Here is a 22,851-nt window from a genome sequence, read left to right as displayed (position 1 = left end):
CCCCGCCCACGCCCGCACGGGACCCGCGCCCCCACGCTCACCGCACCTACGCGCCGACCCCCGCGGCCTGACGCACCTCCGTGGACGACAGTCGCTCGGCCGTCCGTTCGGCGGTCCCGCGGGCCCACCGCCCACTGGTCAGCGCCCCCACCACCAGCACGGCGAACCCGCATCCGGTGAGCACCCACCACCCCGGCCCCGCGGCGGACACGAACACCTCCCGGTACGACGAGGAACCGACCCTCGCCGCCAGCAGCGCCCCGATCACCGCGACCCCCAGCGTCTGCCCCAGCTGCCGGCTGGTGGACGCGACAGCCGCGGCCACCCCGGCCTGGGCGCGCGGCATCCCCGAGACGGCCGTATTGGTGATCGGCGCGTTCAGGAACCCGAAGCCGATACCGAACAGCATGTACCCGACGAACAGCGTGACGTTCGACGTCTCGGCCTCGAACGCGGCGAACAGCACACTGCTCGTGGTCATCGCGACCCCCGCGATCAGCAGCGGCACGCGCGGCCCGAGGCTCCCGAGCAGGCGCCCCGACAGTGGTGCGCACAGCAGAGTCGGTACGGCCATGGGCAGCATCCACAGTCCCGCGTGCAGGGCGTCCAGGCCCCGCACGTTCTGCAGGTACAGCGTCGACAGGAACAGGAACCCGCCGAGCGCGGCGAACCCGCAGACCGCTATCACCGTCGCGCCGCTGAACGGAGCCGACCGGAAGAACCGCAGATCGATCAGGGGCTCGTCACGCCGGGGTTCGTACCAGAGCAGACCCGCGAGCGCGGCCAGCGCGACCACGCCGAACGGCAGCACCGTGACCAGGCCCGCGTTCGGCGCCTCGATGATCGCGTACGTCAGCGCGCCGAACAGCGCGATCACCAGGACCTGGCCGACCGGGTCGGGGCGGCGGGCCTTCGGGGCACGGGACTCGGGGACGTAGCGGAGGGTGAGGAGGAAGGCGGCCAGGCCCACCGGCAGGTTGATCCAGAAGATCGAGCGCCAGCCGACCGACTCCACCAGCAGTCCGCCGACCAGCGGCCCGGCGGCCATGGAGATACCGACCACCGCGCCCCACACGCCGATCGCCCGCGCCCGCTCGCGCGGGTCGGTGAAGGTGTTGGTGATGATCGACATGGCGACCGGGTTCAGCATCGACCCACCGACCGCCTGAACCATGCGGAAGGCGATCAGCGCGTCGAGGTTCGGCGCGACGGAGCACAGCGCCGAGCCGACGGTGAAGACGACCAGCCCCGCCATGAAGACCCGCTTGCGGCCCAGCCGGTCGGCGGTGGAACCGGCCAGCATCAGCAGCGAGGCGAGCACCAGGGTGTAGGCGTCGATGGTCCACTGCAGACCCGCCGTACTCGCGTGCAGATCCCTCTGCACGGAGGGCAGGGCGACATTCAGGACGGTGTTGTCGAGGCTCACGATCAGCAGGCTCATACAGCAGATCGCGAGCACCAGCATGCGTCGGCGGTGGCTGAGCTCGGGCATGCGCCCCAGCGTACGCCTGCTTCGATAGTGCGTCTAACTAATGACCGCTACATGATCGTCGTCCGGTCACCCCCGGGCGTACGTGACACCGGCCCCCGGGCGTGCGTGACAATGGGGGAATGTCCACGATCGCGCCCACGCACAGCACTGCCCTGCGGATCGGCCCGCACGCCGTCCAGCCGCCCGTCGTCCTCGCCCCCATGGCGGGGATCACCAACGCGCCCTTCCGCACCCTGTGCCGGGAGTTCAGTGGCGGCAAGGGCCTGTTCGTGAGCGAGATGATCACGACCCGGGCGCTGGTCGAACGCAACGAGAAGACCATGCAGCTGATCCACTTCGACGAGAGCGAGAAGCCCCGTTCGATCCAGCTGTACGGCGTCGACCCGGCGACCGTCGGCAAGGCCGTCCGCATGATCGCGGAGGAGGACCTCGCCGACCACATCGACCTGAACTTCGGCTGCCCGGTCCCCAAGGTGACCAGGAAGGGCGGCGGCTCGGCCCTCCCCTACAAGCGCCACCTGCTGCGCTCCATCCTGCGGGAGGCGGTCAGCGGGGCCGGTGACCTGCCCGTCACCATGAAGATGCGCAAGGGCATCGACGACGACCACATCACCTACCTCGACGCCGGCCGTATCGCCGTCGAGGAGGGGGTCACCGCCATCGCGCTGCACGGCCGTACCGCCGCCCAGCACTACGGCGGCACCGCCGACTGGGACGCCATCGCCCGCCTCAAGGAACACGTTCCGGAGATCCCCGTACTCGGCAACGGCGACATCTGGTCGGCCGAGGACGCGCTGCGGATGGTGCGGGAGACCGGCTGCGACGGCGTGGTCGTGGGGCGCGGGTGCCTCGGCCGGCCGTGGCTGTTCGCGGACCTGGTCGCGGCCTTCGAGGGACGTACGGAGGCCGGTGCCTCAGACACCGGCGGGCGCGGTGCGCGGCCCTCCCTCCGGGAGGTCGCCGACATCATGGTCCGGCACGCCACGCTGCTCGGGGAGTGGATCGGCGACGAGGCCCGCGGGGTCATCGACTTCCGCAAGCACGTCGCCTGGTACCTGAAGGGCTTCGCGGTCGGTTCCGAGATGCGCAAGCGGCTCGCGATCACCTCGTCGCTGGCCGAACTGCGGGCCGGGCTGGACGAGTTGGACCTCAACCAGGCCTGGCCCCTCGGTGCCGACGGACCCCGCGGCCGTACGTCCGGCAACAACCGGGTGGTGCTGCCGGACGGCTGGCTGAAGGACCCGTACGACTGCGCGGGCATCGGCGAGGACGCCGAACTGGACACCTCAGGGGGCTGAACCGCCCGGTAGGGGTCAGTCCTTGGACGGATGGGGTGTCGAGCCGTACGCCGTCAGGAAGCGGTCGCGGAACGAACTCATCTTCCACACCGGCGCGTTCTTGGCGGGCTTCAGTCCCTCCGTCCACTTCCATCCGGCGATCTTGTCGAGGACCTTCGGGTCCTTGGCGACGATCGAGACGGGCACGTCACGGCTGGCGTGGTTGCCGCTGACCCGGGCGATCGGCTGGTGGTCGCCGAGGAAGACGAGGACGGTGTCGTCGGTGCCGTAGCGCTCCAGCCACTGGGTGAGGCTGGTGACGGAGTACTGGATCGACTTGCCGTACTCCTGCTTGGAGCGGGTGGTGTCGGTGATGATGTCCGACGGGTTGGTGCCGGCCTTCTGGATCGGCCCGAACAGCGAGCCGTCGCCGAGTTCGTCCCAGCCGACCATCTTCGGGATAGGGGACCAGGGCTGGTGGCTGGAGGTCAGGATGATCTCCGACATCAGCGGCTTGTCGCGCTTCTTGCCGTGCTCCAGGCGCTGGAACGCCTCCAGCGCGTACTGGTCGGGCATCGTCGACCAGCTGAACTTGGGGCCCTTGTAGCCCATCTGGAAGGCGTTGTAGACCTTGTCGAGGCCGTAGAAACTCTGTTCCGGCCAGCCCTTCTGGACTCCGGGCATCACCCCGACGGTGTCCCAGTCACCGGTCTTCTTGAAGGCCTTGGTGAGGCTGAGGTGGTCGCTGGACATGACCGTGCGATAGCGCTGCTGGTTGTCGACCCACAGGCCGGACAGGGTGGTGGAGTGGCCGAGCCAGCTGCTGCCGCCGTACGTCGCCGAGGTCAGCCAGCCGCTCCTGGCGTGGAAGCCGGCCTTCGCGAGTGACGCGGTACTGGCGTCGAGCGTCCTGTCGACGCCGGGCGCGATGCCCGGGTCCTCGATCGCGCTGCGGCCGTAGCTCTCGATGAAGGTGAAGATCATGTCCTTGCCGCGCAGGTCGGGCACCAGCTGGCCGGCGGGCGTGTTGCCGAACTGGTCGGCCTTGGCCTCCTTGCGGAACGCCGCCTCGTCGCGCACGGTGTCGACGACCCGATGCGCCTGCACCTTCAGGGCGCCGGCCGCCCGGTCGGAGGCGATCGGCATGCCGTCGACCTGGAGGCCGAGCGTGGAGCAGGTGATCCACACGGTGCCGGCGATCAGGGTGGCCCGGGTGGCGGTCTGCCTGTTGGACGCGAGCAGGTTGCTCAGCCGGACCGTCGCCAGGGCCATCAGGACGAGCAGCAGCACGACGAGGACGACGGCGCCGACGGCGGCACCGACGGCCGTCGCCCGGCCCATCGAGTCAGCGACGTAGGACTGGGCGTCGTCCAGCAGACCCCAGTCCAGAACGAGGTTGAAGGCCCGGCCCAGGTACTCGGTGAACCCCATGTCGAGGACGTTCACGATCGTCAGCGCACCCAGCACCGTCCCGGAGACCGCCGCAAGGATCACCCGCGGCCGCCGCGGCAGGACGAGCATCACCACCGCGGCCACGATCGCCTCCGCGGGCAGCCGCGTGAACCGGTTGGGCTGCAGCGCGGCGACCCGGTTCGGCATGACCAGCCCCGCGAAGACCAGGACGGCGGCGAGCACGGTGGTCGACCAGTGCAGGACGAGGGCGGCGGTGGGGTGGCGGGCGCGCCAGTCACGCCAGTGCGCGAGGCGGGGTCTGAGGGGGGCGGTGTCGTCCGCGCCGGGGTCTGTGCCGGCGTCCGTGCTGGGGCTGCCGTCCTCGGCGTCGGGCGCGGCTCCGTGGGGCGCCGCGTTGGCCTTTTCGTCAGCGGGGCCGGTGTCATCGAGGCCTGCGTCATCGCGGTCGGGCTTGTCAGGTGCGGCCTCGTCGGATGTGGCCTCGTCGGGTACGGCCTCCTCGGATGTGGCTTCCTCCGGGGGCGCTCCGATCGCGGCCGTGCTCACCACCGTCTCAGCAGCCTCCTCGCTCGCGGGTGGGACGGAGGATGTGTCGTCGACCGTGGCCGGCGGTCGGCGAAAGCGCGTGAAGACAGGCACCCGAAGGTCCTTCCGTACGAAGCCCGGCGGAGGGTGGATCCGGTCCGAGGGGGACCGGATCCACCGCATTTCCGTACGGTTCGCCTCCGTCCGGTGTTCAGCCCTTTTGCCCACCGCTCGGCAAACACCGCGCAAACCACTCCCCAACCGGCGCGCGTCAGGCGCCGCCGCCCCGAACGACGGTCGGCGCCGGGCGTGTGACCACCTCGTTTCCGGTGGTGTCTTCGTCCGGACGCGCGTCCGCATGGTGAAATCCCGGGGTCTGTGACAGCGTGATTATCGCCACCCTTGATAAGGCTTACGCTCAGATGAGCGGCTCGTGATCGACTGCACTTCTCCAAGGTGTGGCACTGAGTGCCATGGCTTGATCGTTCATCGATCGAAATCAGACGGGCTCGGTGCCGCTCATAAGAGCGATAACGAGGGTCCGTGAGCCGTCTTGCGTTCAAGAATTGAAAACATGGTCCTGTCTCCGCTTGCCAAGCTTTGACTTTCGATCCGGTGGCGGACGAGTGGTTACAGGCGTATGACGCGCAAGTGGACGTACCCAGGCGCCTTCGATCTGGGTATGTTCCTGGCCGTCAGGGCAGCCACCGCGTCCTCGAGGAGTCGAGACCCGTGTCGGAAAACAAAGATCTTCATGGAACCGAACCGACCGCGAGCGTTGAGGGCGTGAAGTTCGTTTACGACTTCACCGAGGGCAACAAGGACCTCAAGGACCTCCTCGGTGGCAAGGGCGCCAACCTCGCCGAGATGACCAACCTGGGCCTCCCGGTGCCTCCGGGCTTCACGATCACCACCGAGGCCTGCAAGGTCTACCTGGACAGCGGCGAGGAGCCGGCGGCACTGCGTGACGAAGTGAGTGCGCACCTCGACGCGCTGGAACAGCGCATGGGCAAGAAACTGGGCCAGGCCGACGACCCCCTGCTGGTCTCGGTACGCTCCGGCGCGAAGTTCTCGATGCCCGGAATGATGGACACGGTCCTCAACATCGGGCTCTCCGACAAGTCGGTGCAGGGCCTGGCCAAGCAGGCCGGCGACGACCGCTTCGCCTGGGACTCCTACCGTCGCCTCATCCAGATGTTCGGCAAGACCGTCCTCGGCGTCGAGGGCGACCTCTTCGAGGACGCGCTGGAGTCGGCGAAGGCGGCCAAGAAGGTCACGGTCGACACCGAGCTGGAGGCCGCCGACCTCAAGAAGCTGGTCAGCAAGTTCAAGAAGATCGTCAAGGCCGAGGCCGGCCGGGAGTTCCCGCAGGACCCCCGGGAGCAGATGGACCTCGCCATCCACGCGGTCTTCGACTCCTGGAACACCGACCGCGCGAAGCTCTACCGCCGCCAGGAGCGCATCCCGGGCGACCTCGGCACGGCCGTCAACGTCTGCTCGATGGTCTTCGGCAACCTGGGCCCCGACTCGGGCACGGGCGTCGCCTTCACCCGCGACCCCGCCTCCGGACACCAGGGCGTCTACGGCGACTACCTGCAGAACGCCCAGGGCGAGGACGTGGTGGCCGGCATCCGCAACACGGTGCCGCTCGCGGAGCTGGAGTCGATCGACAAGAAGTCGTACGACCAGCTGATGCAGATCATGGAGACCCTGGAGAACCACTACAAGGACCTCTGCGACATCGAGTTCACCATCGAGCGCGGTCAGCTGTGGATGCTCCAGACACGCGTCGGCAAGCGCACCGCGGGCGCCGCCTTCCGTATCGCCACGCAGCTCGTCGACCAGGGCCTGATCGACGAGGCCGAGGCGCTCCAGCGGGTGACCGGCGCCCAGCTCGCGCAGCTGATGTTCCCCCGCTTCGACGAGGACGCGAAGGTCCAGCAGGTCGGACGGGGCATCGCGGCGTCGCCGGGCGCGGCGGTCGGCAAGGCGGTCTTCGACTCGTACACCGCCGTGAAGTGGTCCCGTTCCGGCGAGAAGGTCATCCTGGTCCGCCGCGAGACGAACCCCGACGACCTCGACGGAATGATCGCGGCCGAGGGCATCCTGACCTCCCGCGGCGGCAAGACGTCCCACGCGGCCGTGGTCGCCCGAGGCATGGGCAAGACGTGTGTGTGCGGTGCGGAGGAGCTCGAGGTCGACACCAAGCGCCGCCGGATGACGGTGCCGGGCGGCCACGTGGTGGAGGAGGGTGACCTCATCTCCATCGACGGTTCCAGCGGCAAGGTCTACCTGGGAGAGGTCCCGGTAGTGCCGTCTCCCGTCGTCGAGTACTTCGAGGGCCGGATGCACGCCGGCGCCAACGACGCCGACGAACTGGTCGAGGCCGTGCACCGGATCATGGCGTTCGCCGACCGCAAGCGGCGCCTGCGGGTGCGCGCCAACGCGGACAACGCCGAGGACGCGCTGCGGGCGCGGCGCTTCGGCGCCCAGGGCATCGGGCTGTGCCGTACGGAGCACATGTTCCTCGGCGACCGCCGTGAACTGGTCGAGCGCCTCATCCTGGCCGACACGGAGGTGGAGCGCGAGGAGTCCCTCAAGGCGCTGCTCCCCCTCCAGAAGCAGGACTTCGTGGAGCTGTTCTCCGCGATGGACGGCCTGCCGGTGACGATCCGTCTGCTGGACCCCCCGCTGCACGAGTTCCTCCCCGACATCACCGAACTCTCGGTCCGTGTCGCCCTGGCGGAGTCCCGCCAGGAGCCGCACGAGAACGAGCTGCGCCTGCTCCAGGCCGTGCACCGCCTGCACGAGCAGAACCCGATGCTGGGCCTGCGGGGCGTACGCCTCGGCCTGGTCATCCCGGGCCTGTTCACGATGCAGGTCCGCGCGATCGCGGAGGCGGCGGCGGAACGCAAGGCGGCCAAGGGCGACCCGCGCGCCGAGATCATGATCCCGCTGGTGGGCACGGTCCAGGAGTTGGAGATCGTCCGCGAGGAGGCGGACCAGGTCGTCGCGGAGGTCGAGGCGGCGACGGGCACCAACCTGAAGCTGGCCATCGGCACCATGATCGAACTCCCGCGGGCCGCGCTGACCGCCGGTCAGATCGCGGAGGCGGCGGAGTTCTTCTCCTTCGGCACGAACGACCTGACGCAGACGGTGTGGGGCTTCAGCCGGGACGACGTGGAGGCCTCGTTCTTCACGGCCTACCTGGAGAAGGGCATCTTCGGTGTCTCCCCGTTCGAGACCATCGACAAGGACGGGGTCGGCTCCCTGGTGAAGCTGGCGTCCGAAGCGGGCCGCGCGACCCGCCCCGACCTGAAGCTCGGCGTCTGCGGCGAACACGGCGGCGACCCCGAGTCCGTCCACTTCTTCCACGAGGTGGGCCTGGACTACGTCTCCTGCTCACCGTTCCGGATCCCGGTGGCGCGACTCGAGGCGGGCCGGGCGGCGTCGAACTCCACGGGCAGCGATCACCGCTAGGTCCTACGGCCCTTGCTGACCGGGGCCTGCGCACGGCCCCACCTGAACCCCGGAACCGCCGACCGTCCCCGACCGACCCTCACCGATGGTCGGCGTTTCCGGACCGCGAGGAGAGGGCGGCACCCTGTGCGGGGGTGCCGCCCTTTCGGCGTTGCGCCTGTGGAATCGCCGCCAGGTCCCTCCGCACCCCTCTTGTGGGTGATGGCGCCCTCGTGAGTTTCGAAGTAGTTTCAAAGTTGTGGGTACTGAAAACGCTGCCGTGAACTTCTCCGAGCTGGTGAACAAGAACAAGCAGACGCTCGCCCGGCTCCAGGAATCGCCGAGACTGCTCCTGCACCGGAGAGACGGCGAGGATCTGGTCCTCACCACCGCGGCGCGGGCCGAGCAGGATCAGACGGTGGTGTCGGCCGCCACCCGGATGCTGTCCGCGATGGCACGCCGGGAGCCCGGAAGCACAGAACTGCTCCTCGACATACTGCCGGACGCGTTCCCCTGGGTCCGTTTCCTGCCCGAGCCCGATCTGCACGCCTTCGCGGTCGAGCTGGTCGACACCATGCGCGCCGCCGACTCGCTGGCCAACAGTGCGTCCGTCGCCCAACTGCTCATCGCCTGGCAGCACACCGCCGAGGTCCACTCCGACCCCGCCCTGCTGACGGCTCTGACCAAGGACCATGGCGAGGACTACGGGCCGGCTCCGGACCCACGGGACGTCGCATGACCGCAGGCCGAGGTGACCGCGCCGCACCACCGGCGCCGGCGGGCCACTGGGAAGTCCGCTTCGCCGACGCGGCCTCCGCCAAAGGCTGGGACAGCCTCGCCCAACAGGCCAGGGAGAACACCTACCGCGCCTGGACCACCATGCGCACCGACCCCCGACCGGTCACCGAGACACCTCGGCACCACCGGCTCAAGGGCAGCCTGGCGCACGGCACCCACCGCGGACAGACCTGCGAGCAGTGGCAGATCGAGGTGACCGGCGGCGGCCGCATCTGGTACCTGCTGGACACAGCCCGTGACACCTGTTGGATCACCTTCGCAGGCACGGGACATCCACGAGCCACAGACCGCCGCTGAACCGGCACGGCGAAGTACACCGCGAAGGCGGTGCGGCACGGGATCTCCTTACGGTGGCCGCAAGCGCCGTGCCAACCTGCGGCCCCAGGCCTGGCTCGGCGCTTCGACGTAACGGTGGGTCAGCAGGCACAGGGGCAGCAGTACGCCGAAGAACGCCACTTCGAGCGCGAGGCTGTCCTGCCGCCGCCGGCCGATCGTGCAGTCGATCACTGCCAGCAGCACCGGATGCACCAGGTAGATCGAGTAGCTGATCGTTCCCAATGCGGTGAGTATCCGCGGTATGCGCCGGCGGCGAGACAAAAGTGCGGCGCCGAAGGTGACCACAGCCAGAAGGAAGGCGAGGATCCAGCCGCGCCGCGTGAAGTGGTCGTCGTCGCCGTACCGGTACGCACTCGCCACAGCACACGCGATCACCATGACGGCAGTGCTGGCTGCGCAGCGCCAGGTGCTCTGACCGTTCTCGGCACGGTAGACGGCGGTGCCGAGGAACATCACGGCGAGGATCACCAGGCCCTCCCACAGAGGGACCGTGCCGTTGAACAGGACCAGGACGAGCGCCAGCACCCCGCCCAACACACCCCCGAATCCCCGGAGTACGGGTGACCTGGCGCTCGCACAGCAGATGGCGACGCCCATGGCAATCGAGGAGACCGCGATCAGCGGGCCCGTGCCGGCCAGGCCGGACAGGGCGGAGGTCGGCAGCGCAACCCCTGCCATCACGCTCACGGCGGCCAGCACGGCCATGATGACTGCGACCGCTGCCGTCTGCCGGTGAAGGCGGACCGTGAACAGAGCGACGACCAGGAAGTAGAAGGACATCTCGTAGGAGAGCGTCCACAGGACGAGCAGGAGATTCGGTGTCCCCAGTAACTCCTGGAGCATGGTGACGTGGGCTACGGCAACGCCGGCAGCGCTCTGCTGACCGAAGTCACGCATCTCCGCGATGCCCAAGAGGTTGGCGGCAAGGAACACAGTGACCACAGCCGCCCACAGTGGGTACACACGGAAGATCCGTCCGATCCAGAACGTCCGGACGCAGCCCCGTCGTTCCAGCGAAGCGGGGATGATGTAGCCGCTCACCAGGAAGAACACCATGATGCCGTAGCGGCTGGTGTTGAACTGCGGCATCAGCTCCCTCCGGAAGTCCGCCATGAAGGTGTACGACGAGTGGTCGAACACCACGACGAGTGCCGCGATGCCGCGCAACGCGTCCAGCCAGCCCAGCCGCGACGGACCGGCCCTCGAAACGGTCATCCGTGATCGCGAAGTGGCGGCACTTGAATGTCCTGGTGAAGCGGGGACCTGGGGCGGCGATGACATACGTAGACGGAGTCCTCTTCAGTGAGCTGTTCGTTGGGCTTGTCGTGAAGCGGGGTGCCGGTGCGGACCGCAACGGGCGGGGGAGATCACCAAGCCTTCGATCCGGCCGACGTGCCGAGGATCAGCAAGGCGTTTCCCGCAGAGCGGCCCCCCGTCGCTCGCATCACCGAGTTCAGCGGCCGGCGCATTGTTCGGCACTACCGATCTCCCGGCCGAACAATGGAACGGGGCGCTAAGAGGCGCATGGATCGGCTGCCTGCTCTGATGCGGGGCAGCTGGAGGGGGTGCAGGTGTGGCGGGGCGTCGTGAGGTGCCGGTGGATCCGACGGCGGGTCCGGTGCAGCGGTTCGCGTTCGAGTTGCGCAAGCTGAGGGCGGAGGCGGACGGGATCACCTACCGGTCGTTGGCTCAGCGGGCGGGCTACTCGGTGACCACGCTGTCCCAGGCGGCGGCCGGCGAATTGTTGCCGACGCTGCCCGTGGTCCTGGCCTATGTACGGGCCTGCGGCGGTGAGGCGGCGCAGTGGGAGGCCCGGTGGAAGGAGGCGGTGGAGGAATTCGCCCGTGACGGCTCCCGGGACGAGGACGGATCACGCACGCCGTACCGGGGCCTGGCACGGTTCGAGACCGGGGACAGCGGTCTGTTCTTCGGCCGGGAACAGCTCACCGCCGACCTGGTCGACCTGCTACGCCGTCGGCGGTTCGCCGCGGTCTTCGGCCCCTCCGGCAGCGGCAAGTCCTCCCTGCTGCGGGCCGGCCTGATACCCGCCCTCCGGCAGGCTCAGGAGCCGGACCTGCGCCCTGCCGCCATCCGGATCCTGACCCCTGGCGAACGCCCCGCCCGCACCCACGCGCCCATCCTCACCCCCGCAGTTCCCGGCGATGGCAGCGCCGGGACGGACACGTTCCTGGTCGTCGACCAGTTCGAAGAGGTCTTCACTCTCTGCCACGATGCCGCCGAGCGTGCCCGCTTCATCGACCTGCTGCTGTCCGCCCGGCGGCCCGAAAGCCGCTTACGGGTGCTGCTGGCGGTGCGCGGCGACTTCTACGGCCGCTGCGCCGAGCACCGCGACCTCGCTGACGCACTGCGCGACGCCAACCTCCTGGCCGGTGCGATGAGCCCTGCGGAACTGCGCGACGCCGTCGTCAAACCGGCCACGGCCGCCGGACTGGCCGTGGAACGCGCCCTTACCACCCGGCTTGTCAAGGAGGTCGCGGACGCTCCGGGCGGACTGCCGCTGCTGTCCCACGCCTTGCTGGAGACCTACGGCCGCCGCCGCGGCAAGACACTGACCATGGCGGGTTACGAGGCGGCCGGATGCCTGGACGGCGCGATCGCCAAGACCGCCGAGAAGGTCTACGGCCGGTTCACCGAAGATCAGGCGGCTGCCGCCCGCCGGGTGTTGCTGCGCCTCGTCGCCCCCGGAGGGGGGTCCCCCCGTTCGAGCGAAGCCGAGAGTGGGGGAGGCACTCCAGACACCCGCCGGCCCGTCGAGCGCGCGGAGCTGCCCGGCACAGGCCGGGACGACACTGCCCCGGTGGTGGAGGCACTCGCCGGGGCGCGGCTGCTCACCCTCGACGGCGACACGGTCGAGATGGCCCACGAGGCACTGATCACGGCCTGGCCCCGGCTGCGCGGGTGGATCGAGGAAGACCGCGAACGTCTGCGTGTGCACCGGAACCTGACCGAAGCGGCCCACGCGTGGCAGGAACTGGGCCGCGAACAGGGCGCCTTGTACCGAGGAAGCCGTCTCGCCGCCGCCCAGGAACACTTCGGCAACGCACCGCGCGCGGACCTGACCGACTTGGAGCACGCCTACCTCGACGCAAGCCGCGCCCACGAGCAGAAGGACCGTCGCCGGTACCGGCTGGTGCTCACCGCGGTCACCGTGGCCCTGTGCCTCGCCCTCGTCGCCGTCGGCCTCGCCGTGGGGCAGTGGCAGAGCGCTGTCACCGCCCAGCACCTGGCCCAGTCCCGGCAACTGGCCGCCCAGGCCGGCGCACTGCTGGACACCGACCCCGATCGCGCCTCACTGCTCGCCGTCCGGGCCTACCGCACCAGCCCGACCCGCGAAGCCACCGCCGCCCTGTACGCCGCCGCTGCGCTGCCGCTGCGCAAGCGCCTGACCAGCGGCACCGAACCCGTGCAGTCCATCGTCCTCAGCCCGGACGGACACACCCTCGCCGCCCAGAGCCCGGACGGCAAAGTGCGGATCTGGAACCTGCCCGAAGGCCGGCTTCGACGGACGTTCACCGGCGACCACATCGACGAAGTCCTGGCGTTCAGCCCCGACGGACGCACCCTCGCCGTCGCTACCGCCGACAACACCGGCGGGATGGAGCTGTGGGATCCGGTCGCAGGCAGGAAACTCAGAACCTTCACCGTCCCCGACGGTGCGGTGGGCGGGGCCGCTTTCAGCCCTGACGGTCGTACCGTGGCCGCCGCCTCCTCGGCGGCCGTACGGGTGTGGGACGTGGCCACCGGCCGCAAGCGGCACAGTTTCACTGGTCTCCCGGACCCACAGGCGGTCGCTTTCGGCCCTGACGGACGTACCGTCGCCGCGGTGAGCCTCAGCGGACTGGTGCGGGTGTGGGACGTGGCCACTGGGCGCACCCGGACCGCCCACGACAGCCAGGTTGAGGGCGCCGCGGTGGCGGCTTTCACGCCTGACGGCCGGACCTACGCGCTTGTCCGCGCCGACGGTTCGGTGCAACTGCGGGAGGTGGCCACCGGCAAGGTCCGGCGCACCATCAGGGACGGTTCCGTTCATGAGGACGAACTGGCCTTCGCCCCGGACGGGCGGACCCTCGCCATCCCGGGTCCGGGTGACAAGGTGCGGCTGTGGGACACCGTCTCCGGTGAGTTGCGGGCCACCATGACCGCCGGCCACCGCGGATCCGGGGCCGCGGAGGTGGCCCTCGGCGCGGACGGCCGCACCCTGGTGACCAGCAGCACATCTGACCCCGCCATCCGCGTCCACCGCCTTTCCGCCGATCGCCCGCAGACCACTCTGCCGGGCCAGGACGGCACGTACGTCGCAGACATGGCATTCAGTCCGGACGGACGCACCATGGGCACGGTTCGCCAAGGGCCGCCAGGCCGTGGCTCGGTAGAGCTGTGGGATGTCAGTACCGGCGACCGCGAAGCTTCACTCGCGCTCGATGCCGCCCCGGCACCCGGTGGACAGCAACTGCCTTTCCCGGTTTCCCGCCTCGGGGTTGTGGGGTTCAGCCCGACCGGGCGCGCCCTGGCTGCAAGGGTCGCCGAGAACGGGGTGATCGAGGTCCGGGATGTCGCCACGGGCCGCCTTCGACGGAGCCGTGCCCTGGACGTCGGCGACACAGCGGTCTTCAGTCCCGACGGGACCCGGCTCGCCTTCGTCGGCGAGAAGGGATCGGTGCGGATCTGGCACCTCTCGACCGGCGCGCTGCACACCGCCCGTACCGGCCACGGCCAATCCGTCAGGGCGTTGGCCTTCACTCCGGACAGCCGCACCCTTGCCGTCGTGGACATCGAGTCGGGCGGCGAACAGGTCAGGCTGCTCGACGCCGCGACGGGGCGCGCACAGCGCACCATCAAGCCGAGCACCGGGAGCATGCTGTCCCTCGCGTTCAGCCCGGACGGCCACACCCTGGCCACAGCAGGCGGCAGTAACGGATCCCTGAGGACATGGGATGCGCGCACCGGTCAGCTCCAGAACAGTCTCAGTGTCAGCGGTGAGGTGGCGTCGCTGGCTTTCAGCCCTGACGGACGCACGCTGGCCGCAGGCACCGTCAGAGGAGTCCAGCTGTGGGACCTCGCCACCAGTCAGACCAGAATCACCCTGCCGACCCGCCCGGTCGCAGAAGTGGCGTTCAGCCCGGACGGACGGACCCTGGCCGTCGGAACGGGCAGCTCCGTCGGGCTGTGGAACGTCGACCTGCCCGACCCGGCCCGCGCGATCCGCAATCTGTGTGAGGCCATCGATGGGAAGAGGTCAGCCCCGAAATGGCCCCCGCACCTCATACGTGATCCCGCCCGACGAACTCCCGCTGGTGCCCCGCTGGCTGGAGAAGTACAGGCGGGTGCCGTCAGGGGAGAAGGCCGGGCCGGTGATCTCCGAGGCTGACTGGCCGTCGATGCGCAGGAAGGGGGCGATCACGTCGTCCGGGGTGATGACGCAGATCTCCATGGTGCCGCCGTCCTCGGCGACGAACAGGTCGCCGGAGGAGGTGCCGGTGATGTTGTCGACGCCGGTGAGGGGGGCGGTGCCGGAGGTGACGAGGGAGTCGTCGTAGGCCAGCTCGTAGGTGTTCGCGGTCAGGTTGAGCTGCCAGACGCGGTTGTCGCCCTTCGTGGTGAACCAGACCGTGTCGTCGGCGTAGTGGCAGCCCTCGCCGCCGTTGAAGGACTTGGAACCGGAGACCTGGGTGCGGGTGGTGGTGGGGGAGCCGTCCGGGTCGGGGATGTCGGCCCAGGTGAACGAGCCCGACGTGGCGCTGCCCGCGACCATGACCTGGAGCTTGCCGGCGGACAGGTCGCCCCAGGTCGCCGGGATGAAGCGGTAGAAGCGGCCGTTCGTCTCGTCCTCGGTCAGGTAGACCACCTTGCGGACCGGGTCCGCGGCCGCGGCCTCGTGCTTGAAGCGGCCCATCGCGTCCCGGCGCACCGCGGGCTGCACGCCCCAGGGATCCGTCTCGTAGACGTAGCCCAGCGACACCTCCTCGCAGGACAGCCAGGTGTTCCACGGCGTCCTGCCACCCGCGCAGTTCTGCCGGGTCCCGGACAGGACGCGATAGGCGGAGTTGATGGCACCCGTCGACGAGAACCGCACCGCGCTCGCGCCGCCCGACGGGTTGATCTCCGAGTTGGAGACGTAGATCCAGCCCGTGTCGTCCGCGTAACAGGCGCCGCCGTCCGGGGCGTTGTGCCAGGTGTACGACGTTCCGGTGACCGTCTGGCCGGAACGGGCGATCACCCGGCTGGTGAAGCCGCTCGGGAGGCGGACGCCGTTCGTGTCCGGTGCGCCGAGCGCGCCGTAGGGGCCCGTGCCGGGCTGGGCGGGGGCCGCGTAGGCGGCGCCGCGCCACAGGGTTCCGCCCAGCACGGCCGAGGAGCCGCCGACCGCGGCCGCACGCAGGAAGGTACGACGTTCCACGCTTGCTCCAGGTGTGTCGTGACCGGCCCGCCGCCGATCGGCGGCGGGGTCGCGCGGTCACGGACCTTAGGCGATCGGGGTAGACGTGTCATGGACGCGTCGTGAATTGGGTGAACGGCCCACATGGCCACCGCCACCGGTCACCGACGGCTCCCGGCTCACCGACGTTTCCCGATTCACCGACGGACTCACCGACGGCTCCCGGCCGAGCCGCGGTGCGGGCTCCCGGCGGCGCGGGCTCGTTCGGCCCGCAGTGGGACCACCGGGCGGCGGCTGTGCGGACGGCAGGCGGATGACCACGTCCAGGCCGCCGGTGCCGGCGGTACGCAGGCTCGCCTCGCCGCCGCTGGCGTGCGCGAGCCGTTGGACCAGGGCGAGGCCGAGGCCCGTACCTCCCTTGGGGGCGCCCGGCGCGCGCCAGAACCGGTCGAAGGCGCGGGCGCGTTGCTCCGCCGTCATGCCCGGACCCTCGTCGGCGACGTGCAGGTCGACCCAGGACGGGCGGGTGCGGGCGTCGCGCAGCGCGCGCCGGGACGGGGTGTGCGTACGCAGTTCGATGGTCACCGTGGTGGCGGGCGGGGAGGCCCGCAACGCGTTGGAGAGCAGGTTGTCGAGGATCTGCTCGAGGGACCCCGGCAGCGCGAGGACCGAGCCCTCACCGCCCGCGAACAGCACCAGGGAGACGCCCTGCCGGGCGAAGAGCGGCGCCCAGGTGTGGTGGCGTTCCGCGCAGACCGCGCCGATGTCTACCGGCCCCGGCGTCGCCGCGTCCTCCTCCAGCCTGGCCATCGCCAGCAGTCCCTCGACCATCCGGGCCAGCCGGTCCGTCTCGGTGACGGCGGCGGTGAGGCTGGAGCGGCCACGGTCGGAGATGTTCGGCTCCAGGTTCTCCAGGCGCAGCCGCAGTGCCGCGAGAGGGGTCTTGAGCTGGTGCGAGGCCTCGCCCGCGAACGCGTGCTGGGAGTCCAGGAGATGGGCGAGGCGGGCCGCCGTACGGTTGAAGGCGGCGGCCAGGCTGCGGACCTCGGGCGGGCCCTTGGTCACCGTCACCGTCACCGGGGCCGCGCGGCCACCGAACGCCAACTCGTGGGTGGCGCGCTCCAGTTCGCGGATCGGGCGACCGGTCCAACGGGCGATGGCGAACGCCGCGAAGGTGACCGCGGTGAGGACGCCGAGACCGCCGAGGGCGAGCAACAGCCAGATGTGGTGGACGCGTTCGTGCACCGTCCGGGTCGGCACCGTGAGCCACACGGCGCCCTCCGGCCGGACACTGTGGCCGACGGGCGCGGCGACCGACAGGTACTGGACTCCACCGATGGTGGAGGTGCGGACGTCCACCGTGGACGTGCCGCGCAGCGCCGCCGCGATGCCCGGGCGGGAGGCCAGCGACTGCGAGGTCTGGGCGGAGAGCGGGTGCGAGGTGGCCAGGGGGGTGCCGGTACCGTCGACGACCACCACCTTCCCGCCGATCCGGGTGGCGCAGTGCACCACCCGGCCGGGCAGGTCCTGCGCGGCCCGCCCGGCGGCCAGGGACAGTGCCGCGTACGCCGAGACCGACTCGGCCTCGTCCTTCGCCGCGGTGACCACCCGCTCCCGCTCACCGCGCGAGTACAGGAAGCCGAGCGGGATCTCCAGGCAGAGCAGGACGAGCGCCGCCAGGCTGAGATAGCTGACCAGCAGTCGGCGGGTCACGGCCGCGCGTCCCAACTGGAGTGCGGGCCCACGGTCGGCTGGCTGCGCGAGCTTTCGGCGGACCTGGAGGGTGATTTGTCGAAGGGACGGAAGTGCCGGCTGTCGTAGGCCCGGGGTTGCGGACCGTCGTGGGGCCGAGGGCCCTGCGGACCGTTGTGGGGCTGAGGGTCGTGCGGACCGTCGTAGGGCTGAGGGTCGTGCGGACCGTCGTAGGGTCGGGGGTGGTGCGATCCGTCGAAGGGACGGATGTGCGGGCCCTCGTCCGGTCCGGTGTGCGGGCCGCCGAACGGCCCGCCGTGCACGCCCCCACCCGACCCGACGTGCGCGGCGTCGTTCGGCCCGGTGTGCACCGCCAGCCGGAAGCCGACCCCGCGCAGGGTCTGGATCCACCCGGGGTGGCCCAACTTCCTTCGCAGGGCGGCGACATGGACGTCCAGCGTCTTCGTCGGGCCCTCGTAGTGCGGGTCCCACACCCGGTCCAGGATCTGCTGCCGGGAGCAGACCGCGCCCGGGTCCTCGGTGAGCAGCGCCAGCAGGTCGAACTCCTTCGGGGTGAGCGAGACCGGCACCTCGCCGACCCAGACCTGCCGGGTGCGGCGGTCGACGACCAGGGGGCCGGGCTCGTCCGACGACGCCGCCGCGACCGGCGCCGGCATCGGTTCCGGCCGGGACGGCGTCGGCTTGGGCGCTCCCTGCCGTGTCCCTTGGACCGTCCCTGGGGCCGTCCCCTGCGCCGCTCCCGCGCCTTGCGTCGCCCATTGGGTCCGCCGCGTCACCGCCCTTACTCGTGCCACCAACTCCCGTACACTGAAAGGTTTCGCCAGGTAGTCGTCGGCGCCCAGCTCCAGGCCCAGCACCCGGTCGGCCTCCTCTCCGCGCGCGCTGAGGATGAGGATGGGAACGTCGGAGACCTGGCGGATGCCCCGGCAAACGTCGATGCCGTCCATGTCCGGCAGCCCCAGGTCGAGCAGGACGACATCGCCGTAGGGACCTCTCAGGCCGTCGGTGCCGGTGGCCACGTGATCGACCGTCAGCCCGAAGTGTCCGAGCCCCTCGGCCAGCGGTTCGGCGATCGTCTCGTCGTCCTCGATGAGCAGCACTCGTAGGCCCATGCGCCCCGTCTCTCCATGAATACGTGAATCGGTGTGAATCCAGGCAGCCCGTATCTGCATTTCGGCATTTCGCATCCTGGCACCGACACGCTACAAGACGACAGTACCCGTGCGCGCCCCGACAAAGAATGTTCAATTCCTGTCCGGGCTCTGGGGTTCACTTAACCTTCCGCTGGTGTGCGCTCCCCTACGGTGTGGTCAACGGAACGAACTCCCTGATGAGGCGGCTGAGTTGAAGGCACTGTTGGATCGCGCCCGCACATTCACGCAGCGGGTCGAAAGTGAGCGCGGAGAATACCGGAAACTGGCCGACGGGCAATATCCCGAGGCGCTCTTCATTACCTGCTCGGACTCGCGGGTGATACCCGCACTCATAACCGGCGCCCGGCCCGGTGAGATATTCGAACTGCGGAACGCGGGCAATATCGTCCCGTCGTACGGGCGGCCGGGGGCGTCGGGTGAGGCCGCCACCATCGAGTACGCGCTGGAGGTGCTCGGGGTTCAGGACATCGTCGTGTGTGGTCACTCACACTGCGGGGCGATGGGCGCGCTGAACTCCGGCGACGACCTGACCGCGCTGCCGGGCGTGGACGCCTGGCTCGACCTGGCCCGCCCCGACCTGGCCGGGGTGCTCACCGGCACGTCCGGCACCTCGGCGACCTCCCCGGCCCCTTCCCTGTCGGACGTGGCGCAGCGCAACGTCGTCAACCAGCTGGCTGCGGTGCGTAGTTACCCGATCGTGCGGCAGCGGCTGGAGGAGGACCGGCTGCGGCTGCACGGCTGGTACTACGAGATCGACACCGGGCGGGTGTACGAACTCGACGACGACGGCAGCTTCCGGGTGCACACCGGATGAGCGGGGCGCACGCGCGGGGCCGGGCGTGGGGCGGGCCGCCGACCGCGACCAGGAACGCGGCGAACGCGGTGAACGAGATGACCGCAACGAACACGTCGTACGCGACGGACATGACGAAGCCGCCGCCAACGCCGACGGCGGCAGAAGCAGCGACAGCAGCGGAGGCGGACACCCCGGCGTCCCGCCCCGGCAAGGGTCCCAAGGCCGACCTCGGCACCGACATCACCGCCTCCCTCGTCGTCTTCCTGGTCGCGCTGCCGCTGTGCATCGGCGTGGCCGTCGCCTCCGGGGTGCCGCCCGAGCTGGGGATCATCTCCGGGGTGATCGGCGGGTTGGTGGTCGGGGCGGCGCGAGGCAGCACGCTCCAGGTCAGCGGGCCCGCCGCCGGACTCGCCGCGCTGGTCGCGGAGACCGTCGGGGAGCACGGCGTGGCCATGCTCGGGGTGATCGTGCTGTGCGCCGGGATCCTGCAGATCGTCCTCGGGCTGGTCCGGCTCGGCCGGATGTTCCAGGCGATCTCCCTCGCCGTGGTCCAGGGCATGCTGGCCGGCATCGGACTGCCGCTGATGTTCAGCCAGGCCTACCCGATGGCCGACAGCAAGGCGCCCGGCGTCCCGATCGAGAACATGGCCGGGATCCCCGGGCTGGTCGCGGACATCCTGACCGACCGGCAGGCGATGATCGCCACGCTGCTCGGCGTCGTCACCATCGTGTTGAGCTTCGTGTGGAAGAACGTGCCCGGGCCGGCGAAGAAGATCCCGGCCGCGCTGGTCGCCGTCGGTATCGGTATCGCGGTCGCGGCGCTGCCCGGGGTGGACGTCAAAACCCTCCAGGTCGGCAATCTGCTCGCGTCCGTGCAGGTGCCGGGCGCCGAGCAGTTCGCCCGGCTGACGGACGGGGCGATCATCACGTCCATCCTCACCTTCACGGTGATCGCCTCCGCGGAGAGCCTGTTCACGGCGGCCGCGGTGGACCGTATGCACAGCGGCCCGAAAACCCGCTACAACACCGAGCTCATCGCCCAGGGCGCCGGGAACACCGTCGCGGGTGTCCTGGGCGCGCTGCCCATCACGGCCGTGGTCGCCCGCAGTTCGGCCAACGTCCAGGCAGGCGCGAAGACCCGGCTGTCCCGGACGCTGCACGGGCTGTGGCTGCTCGCCTTCGCGATGCTGCTGCCGCAGGTGCTCGCGCTGATCCCGATCTCGGTGCTGGCCGGCGTTCTGGTGCACAGCGGCTGGAAACTGTTCGGGCCGGCGGAGTTCCCGAAGATGTGGCGCCAGGACCGCGGCGAGTTCGCGGTGATGACCCTCACCACGCTGGTCATCGTGGCCACCGCGCTGCTGGAGGGCGTCCTGATCGGGCTCGCCGCGGGGATCGTGCTGGCCGCGCTCAGGATGTCGCAGACGGTGATCCGGCAGCATGTCGAGGACGACACCGCCAAGGTCGTCATGGCCGGCAACGCGACCTTCCTGCGCCTGCCGAAGGTCATCGAGGCCCTGGAGGCCGCGGCGGCCTCCGGTAAACCGAGGATCCGCCTCGACCTGACCGGCGTCACCCACCTGGACCACGCCTGCCGCAGCCAGATCGAGGAGTTCACCACGCAGCAGCGGGGGAGCGGGCTACGGGTGGAACTGCTGATGCCGGGTCCGGCAACAGGTCAGGCCACGCCCGACCCGATGGAGGAGCAGGCACCCGTACGACCCCCGGCGCCCACCCCAACCCCCACCCACGATCACCACGCCACCGCCTTCGCCCCGAGCCCCGACGTGGGCCCGGGCCCCGATGCCGAATGGTTCTACCTGGACACCCGTCCCCTCCCGGACGATTACGCCGGGCGCCCCCCGCTCGTAAGCTGAACCGACCGTTCAGCCGAGGGAGGTCGGGCATGTCCGGCTGGAGCGCGAAGGACGTCCCGGACCAGAGCGGCCGGGTCGCCGTCGTCACCGGAGCCAACAGCGGCATCGGGTACGTCACCGCTCGGGAGCTCGCCCGCCGGGGCGCCCGGGTGGTGCTGGCGTGCCGCAGCGAGGCCCGGGGCGCCGAGGCGGCCGGCCGGCTGGCCGCCGAGGTCCCGGGCGCACGGGCGGAGCTGGTCCGGCTGGACCTGGCGGACCTGACCTCCGTACGGGAGTTCGCGGACGGCTTCTCCTACGACCGGCTCGACCTGCTCGTCAACAACGCGGGCGTGATGGCGCTGCCGTACGCGACGACGGCCGACGGGTTCGAGACGCAGTTCGGTGTGAACCACCTGGGTCACTTCGCGCTCACCGGGCGGCTGCTGCCCAGGATGCTCGGCACCCGGGGCGCGCGGGTGGTGACCGTCGCCAGCGCGGCGCACGTGCTGTCCAACATCGACCTCACCGACCTCAACAGCGAGCGCCGCTACCGCCGTTGGACGGCCTACGCCCGCTCCAAGACCGCCAACCTGCTGTTCACCCACGAGCTGGCGCGCAGGCTGGCCGCTCACGGTTCGGACGTGGTCGCGGCGGCGGCCCACCCCGGGTACGCCGACACCAACCTCCAGAGCGCGGCGCCCCGGATGTCCGGCCGTAAGGGCAGCGAGCGGTTCATGCGGATCGGCAACCGGTACTTCGCCCAGTCCGCCGAGGAGGGCGCGCTCCCCACGCTCTACGCGGCGACCGCGCCCGACGTACGCCCCGACTCGTTCACCGGACCGTCCCTGGCGATGTGGCGCGGGGCCCCGGGACGGTCCCGGCGGGCTCCGTGGACCCTCGACGACCGTGCGGGTGAGCTGCTGTGGGGTGCTTCCGAGCAGCTCACGGGGGTGACGTACGAGGCGCTGAAGGCCTGACGGGCCGGGCGGGCACGGGGTGCCCGGCGCAGGCGTCGTGCATGGTGTGCAGCCGACGCAGGTCCTGTAACGCCGCCATCGGGAACGCGTGCTCCAGCCACAACTCGAGGTAGCCGTCCTCGCCGTGCCGCTCCAGGGCCCCCTCGGCCGCCCGCAGGACCGCATGGGCCAGCTCGGCCCGGGCATGCGTGGACCGCCATGCCAACTCGCCCGCCGAATCCGGGAGGCCCGGGCTCACGGCGAGGTCCTGGAACTCATAGATCGACAGCACCACGGTCGTCTCGTCCGTGCGACGCAGGACCCAGCGGATCTCCGTCGGCTCGGCGTCGAAGAAGAACCTCTCCGTGCGCCACGGACCGTAGAGGGACGTCATGCCGAACAGGAGGTCGGCGAGGGCGTCGGTGAGGTAGCCGAAACGGAACGACTTCGCCGAGACCCCGTCGGCGAGCTCACATGAGGCCCAACCGCTGGAGCTCACTGTCCAGGTGAACCGCAGTGCCACAACGGCTGTACCCCCGTGCCGGTCCGATGGTCGCCGACCATTATCGATCAGGCGGCCCCGGCTGCCCCCCCCATTACCGTCTTCGTAGCCCCGCAACGGGGTTACCGGCCTTCGGAGTTGGCATGACTACCTCCCCTTGTCGAGTGCATGGCCTGGGGG

General features: G+C 70.3%; 13 protein-coding genes and 2 pseudogenes. 8 read left to right on the top strand and 7 right to left on the bottom strand.

Annotation, left to right across the window (positions count from 1 at the left end):
* Positions 1-46 precede the first annotated feature (46 nt).
* Positions 47-1,492 (bottom strand): MFS transporter, encoded by a 1,446-nt coding sequence (locus ABZ027_RS18820; RefSeq protein WP_356769602.1) that lies wholly within the window; start codon positions 1,490-1,492, stop codon positions 47-49.
* A gap of 119 nt (positions 1,493-1,611) precedes the next feature.
* Between ABZ027_RS18820 and dusB the strand changes: the two genes are divergently transcribed.
* Positions 1,612-2,790 (top strand): tRNA dihydrouridine synthase DusB, encoded by a 1,179-nt coding sequence (dusB, locus tag ABZ027_RS18815; protein WP_356769600.1) that lies wholly within the window; start codon positions 1,612-1,614, stop codon positions 2,788-2,790.
* Positions 2,791-2,805: 15 nt separating this feature from the next.
* On the opposite strand, the gene ABZ027_RS18810 is transcribed toward dusB, so the two are convergent.
* A complete protein-coding gene (locus tag ABZ027_RS18810; RefSeq protein ID WP_356769599.1) occupies positions 2,806-4,821 on the bottom strand; it encodes a CDP-alcohol phosphatidyltransferase in 2,016 nt (671 codons plus the stop codon).
* Positions 4,822-5,493: 672 nt separating this feature from the next.
* Between ABZ027_RS18810 and ppdK the strand changes: the two genes are divergently transcribed.
* The 3 genes from ppdK to ABZ027_RS18795 all read left to right on the top strand — a co-directional run bounded on the left by ppdK (position 5,494) and on the right by ABZ027_RS18795 (position 9,261).
* Complete coding sequence (gene ppdK, locus ABZ027_RS18805) at positions 5,494-8,187, top strand: pyruvate, phosphate dikinase (protein WP_356769597.1); 2,694 nt, start codon at positions 5,494-5,496, stop codon at positions 8,185-8,187.
* Positions 8,188-8,425: 238 nt separating this feature from the next.
* A complete protein-coding gene (locus tag ABZ027_RS18800) occupies positions 8,426-8,905 on the top strand; it encodes a hypothetical protein (protein WP_356769595.1) in 480 nt (159 codons plus the stop codon).
* Positions 8,902-9,261, top strand: coding sequence for a hypothetical protein (locus ABZ027_RS18795; RefSeq protein WP_356769593.1), 360 nt, complete (start codon positions 8,902-8,904; stop codon positions 9,259-9,261). Before ABZ027_RS18800 ends, ABZ027_RS18795 begins: the two co-directional genes overlap by 4 nt.
* A gap of 48 nt (positions 9,262-9,309) precedes the next feature.
* On the opposite strand, the gene ABZ027_RS18790 is transcribed toward ABZ027_RS18795, so the two are convergent.
* A complete protein-coding gene (locus tag ABZ027_RS18790; RefSeq protein ID WP_356769592.1) occupies positions 9,310-10,515 on the bottom strand; it encodes an acyltransferase in 1,206 nt (401 codons plus the stop codon).
* A gap of 358 nt (positions 10,516-10,873) precedes the next feature.
* Between ABZ027_RS18790 and ABZ027_RS18785 the strand changes: the two are divergent.
* Positions 10,874-14,245 (top strand): annotated as a pseudogene (locus ABZ027_RS18785) (hypothetical protein); the annotation flags it as partial.
* A gap of 312 nt (positions 14,246-14,557) precedes the next feature.
* On the opposite strand, the gene ABZ027_RS18780 reads toward ABZ027_RS18785, so the two are convergent.
* The 3 genes and pseudogenes from ABZ027_RS18780 to ABZ027_RS18770 all read right to left on the bottom strand — a co-directional run.
* Complete coding sequence (locus ABZ027_RS18780; protein ID WP_356769590.1) at positions 14,558-15,718, bottom strand: alkaline phosphatase PhoX; 1,161 nt, start codon at positions 15,716-15,718, stop codon at positions 14,558-14,560.
* 66 nt (positions 15,719-15,784) lie between these two features.
* Entirely contained in the window at positions 15,785-17,410 is a 1,626-nt protein-coding gene (locus ABZ027_RS18775; protein WP_356769588.1) for a HAMP domain-containing sensor histidine kinase, read from the bottom strand.
* Positions 17,411-17,757: 347 nt separating this feature from the next.
* Positions 17,758-18,522 (bottom strand): annotated as a pseudogene (locus ABZ027_RS18770) (response regulator transcription factor); the annotation flags it as partial.
* A 232-nt stretch (positions 18,523-18,754) separates the two neighbouring features.
* On the opposite strand from ABZ027_RS18770, the gene ABZ027_RS18765 reads away from it, so the two are divergent.
* The 3 genes from ABZ027_RS18765 to ABZ027_RS18755 are packed head-to-tail and all read left to right on the top strand — an operon-like array spanning position 18,755 to position 22,190.
* Positions 18,755-19,378, top strand: coding sequence for a carbonic anhydrase (locus ABZ027_RS18765; protein WP_356769586.1), 624 nt, complete (start codon positions 18,755-18,757; stop codon positions 19,376-19,378).
* Positions 19,375-21,234, top strand: coding sequence for a SulP family inorganic anion transporter (locus tag ABZ027_RS18760; protein ID WP_356769584.1), 1,860 nt, complete (start codon positions 19,375-19,377; stop codon positions 21,232-21,234). The genes ABZ027_RS18765 and ABZ027_RS18760 overlap by 4 nt, the downstream gene beginning before the upstream one ends.
* Before the next feature lie 29 nt (positions 21,235-21,263).
* A complete protein-coding gene (locus ABZ027_RS18755) occupies positions 21,264-22,190 on the top strand; it encodes an oxidoreductase (protein WP_356769582.1) in 927 nt (308 codons plus the stop codon).
* Here the strand turns inward: ABZ027_RS18755 and ABZ027_RS18750 are convergent.
* Positions 22,156-22,668 carry a hypothetical protein gene (locus ABZ027_RS18750; protein WP_356769580.1) on the bottom strand — a complete coding sequence of 171 codons (513 nt, stop codon included), beginning with the start codon at positions 22,666-22,668 and terminating at the stop codon, positions 22,156-22,158. The genes ABZ027_RS18755 and ABZ027_RS18750 overlap by 35 nt on opposite strands.
* Positions 22,669-22,851 lie beyond the last annotated feature (183 nt).

This window comes from Streptomyces sp. NPDC006332, assembly GCF_040612855.1.
In the GTDB taxonomy this organism is placed as follows: Bacteria; Actinomycetota; Actinomycetes; order Streptomycetales; family Streptomycetaceae; genus Streptomyces.
The sequence above is the reverse complement of the archived record's forward strand: the minus strand, read 5'-3'. Positions and strand labels throughout refer to the sequence as shown.

Coding starts and splice junctions, on each gene's coding strand:
- ABZ027_RS18820 (WP_356769602.1), bottom strand. CDS start 1,492: ATGCCCGAGCTCAGCCACCGCCGACGCATGCTGGTGCTCGCGATCTGC.
- dusB (WP_356769600.1), top strand. CDS start 1,612: ATGTCCACGATCGCGCCCACGCACAGCACTGCCCTGCGGATCGGCCCG.
- ABZ027_RS18795 (WP_356769593.1), top strand. CDS start 8,902: ATGACCGCAGGCCGAGGTGACCGCGCCGCACCACCGGCGCCGGCGGGC.
- ABZ027_RS18790 (WP_356769592.1), bottom strand. CDS start 10,515: ATGACCGTTTCGAGGGCCGGTCCGTCGCGGCTGGGCTGGCTGGACGCG.
- ABZ027_RS18760 (WP_356769584.1), top strand. CDS start 19,375: ATGAGCGGGGCGCACGCGCGGGGCCGGGCGTGGGGCGGGCCGCCGACC.
- ABZ027_RS18755 (WP_356769582.1), top strand. CDS start 21,264: ATGTCCGGCTGGAGCGCGAAGGACGTCCCGGACCAGAGCGGCCGGGTC.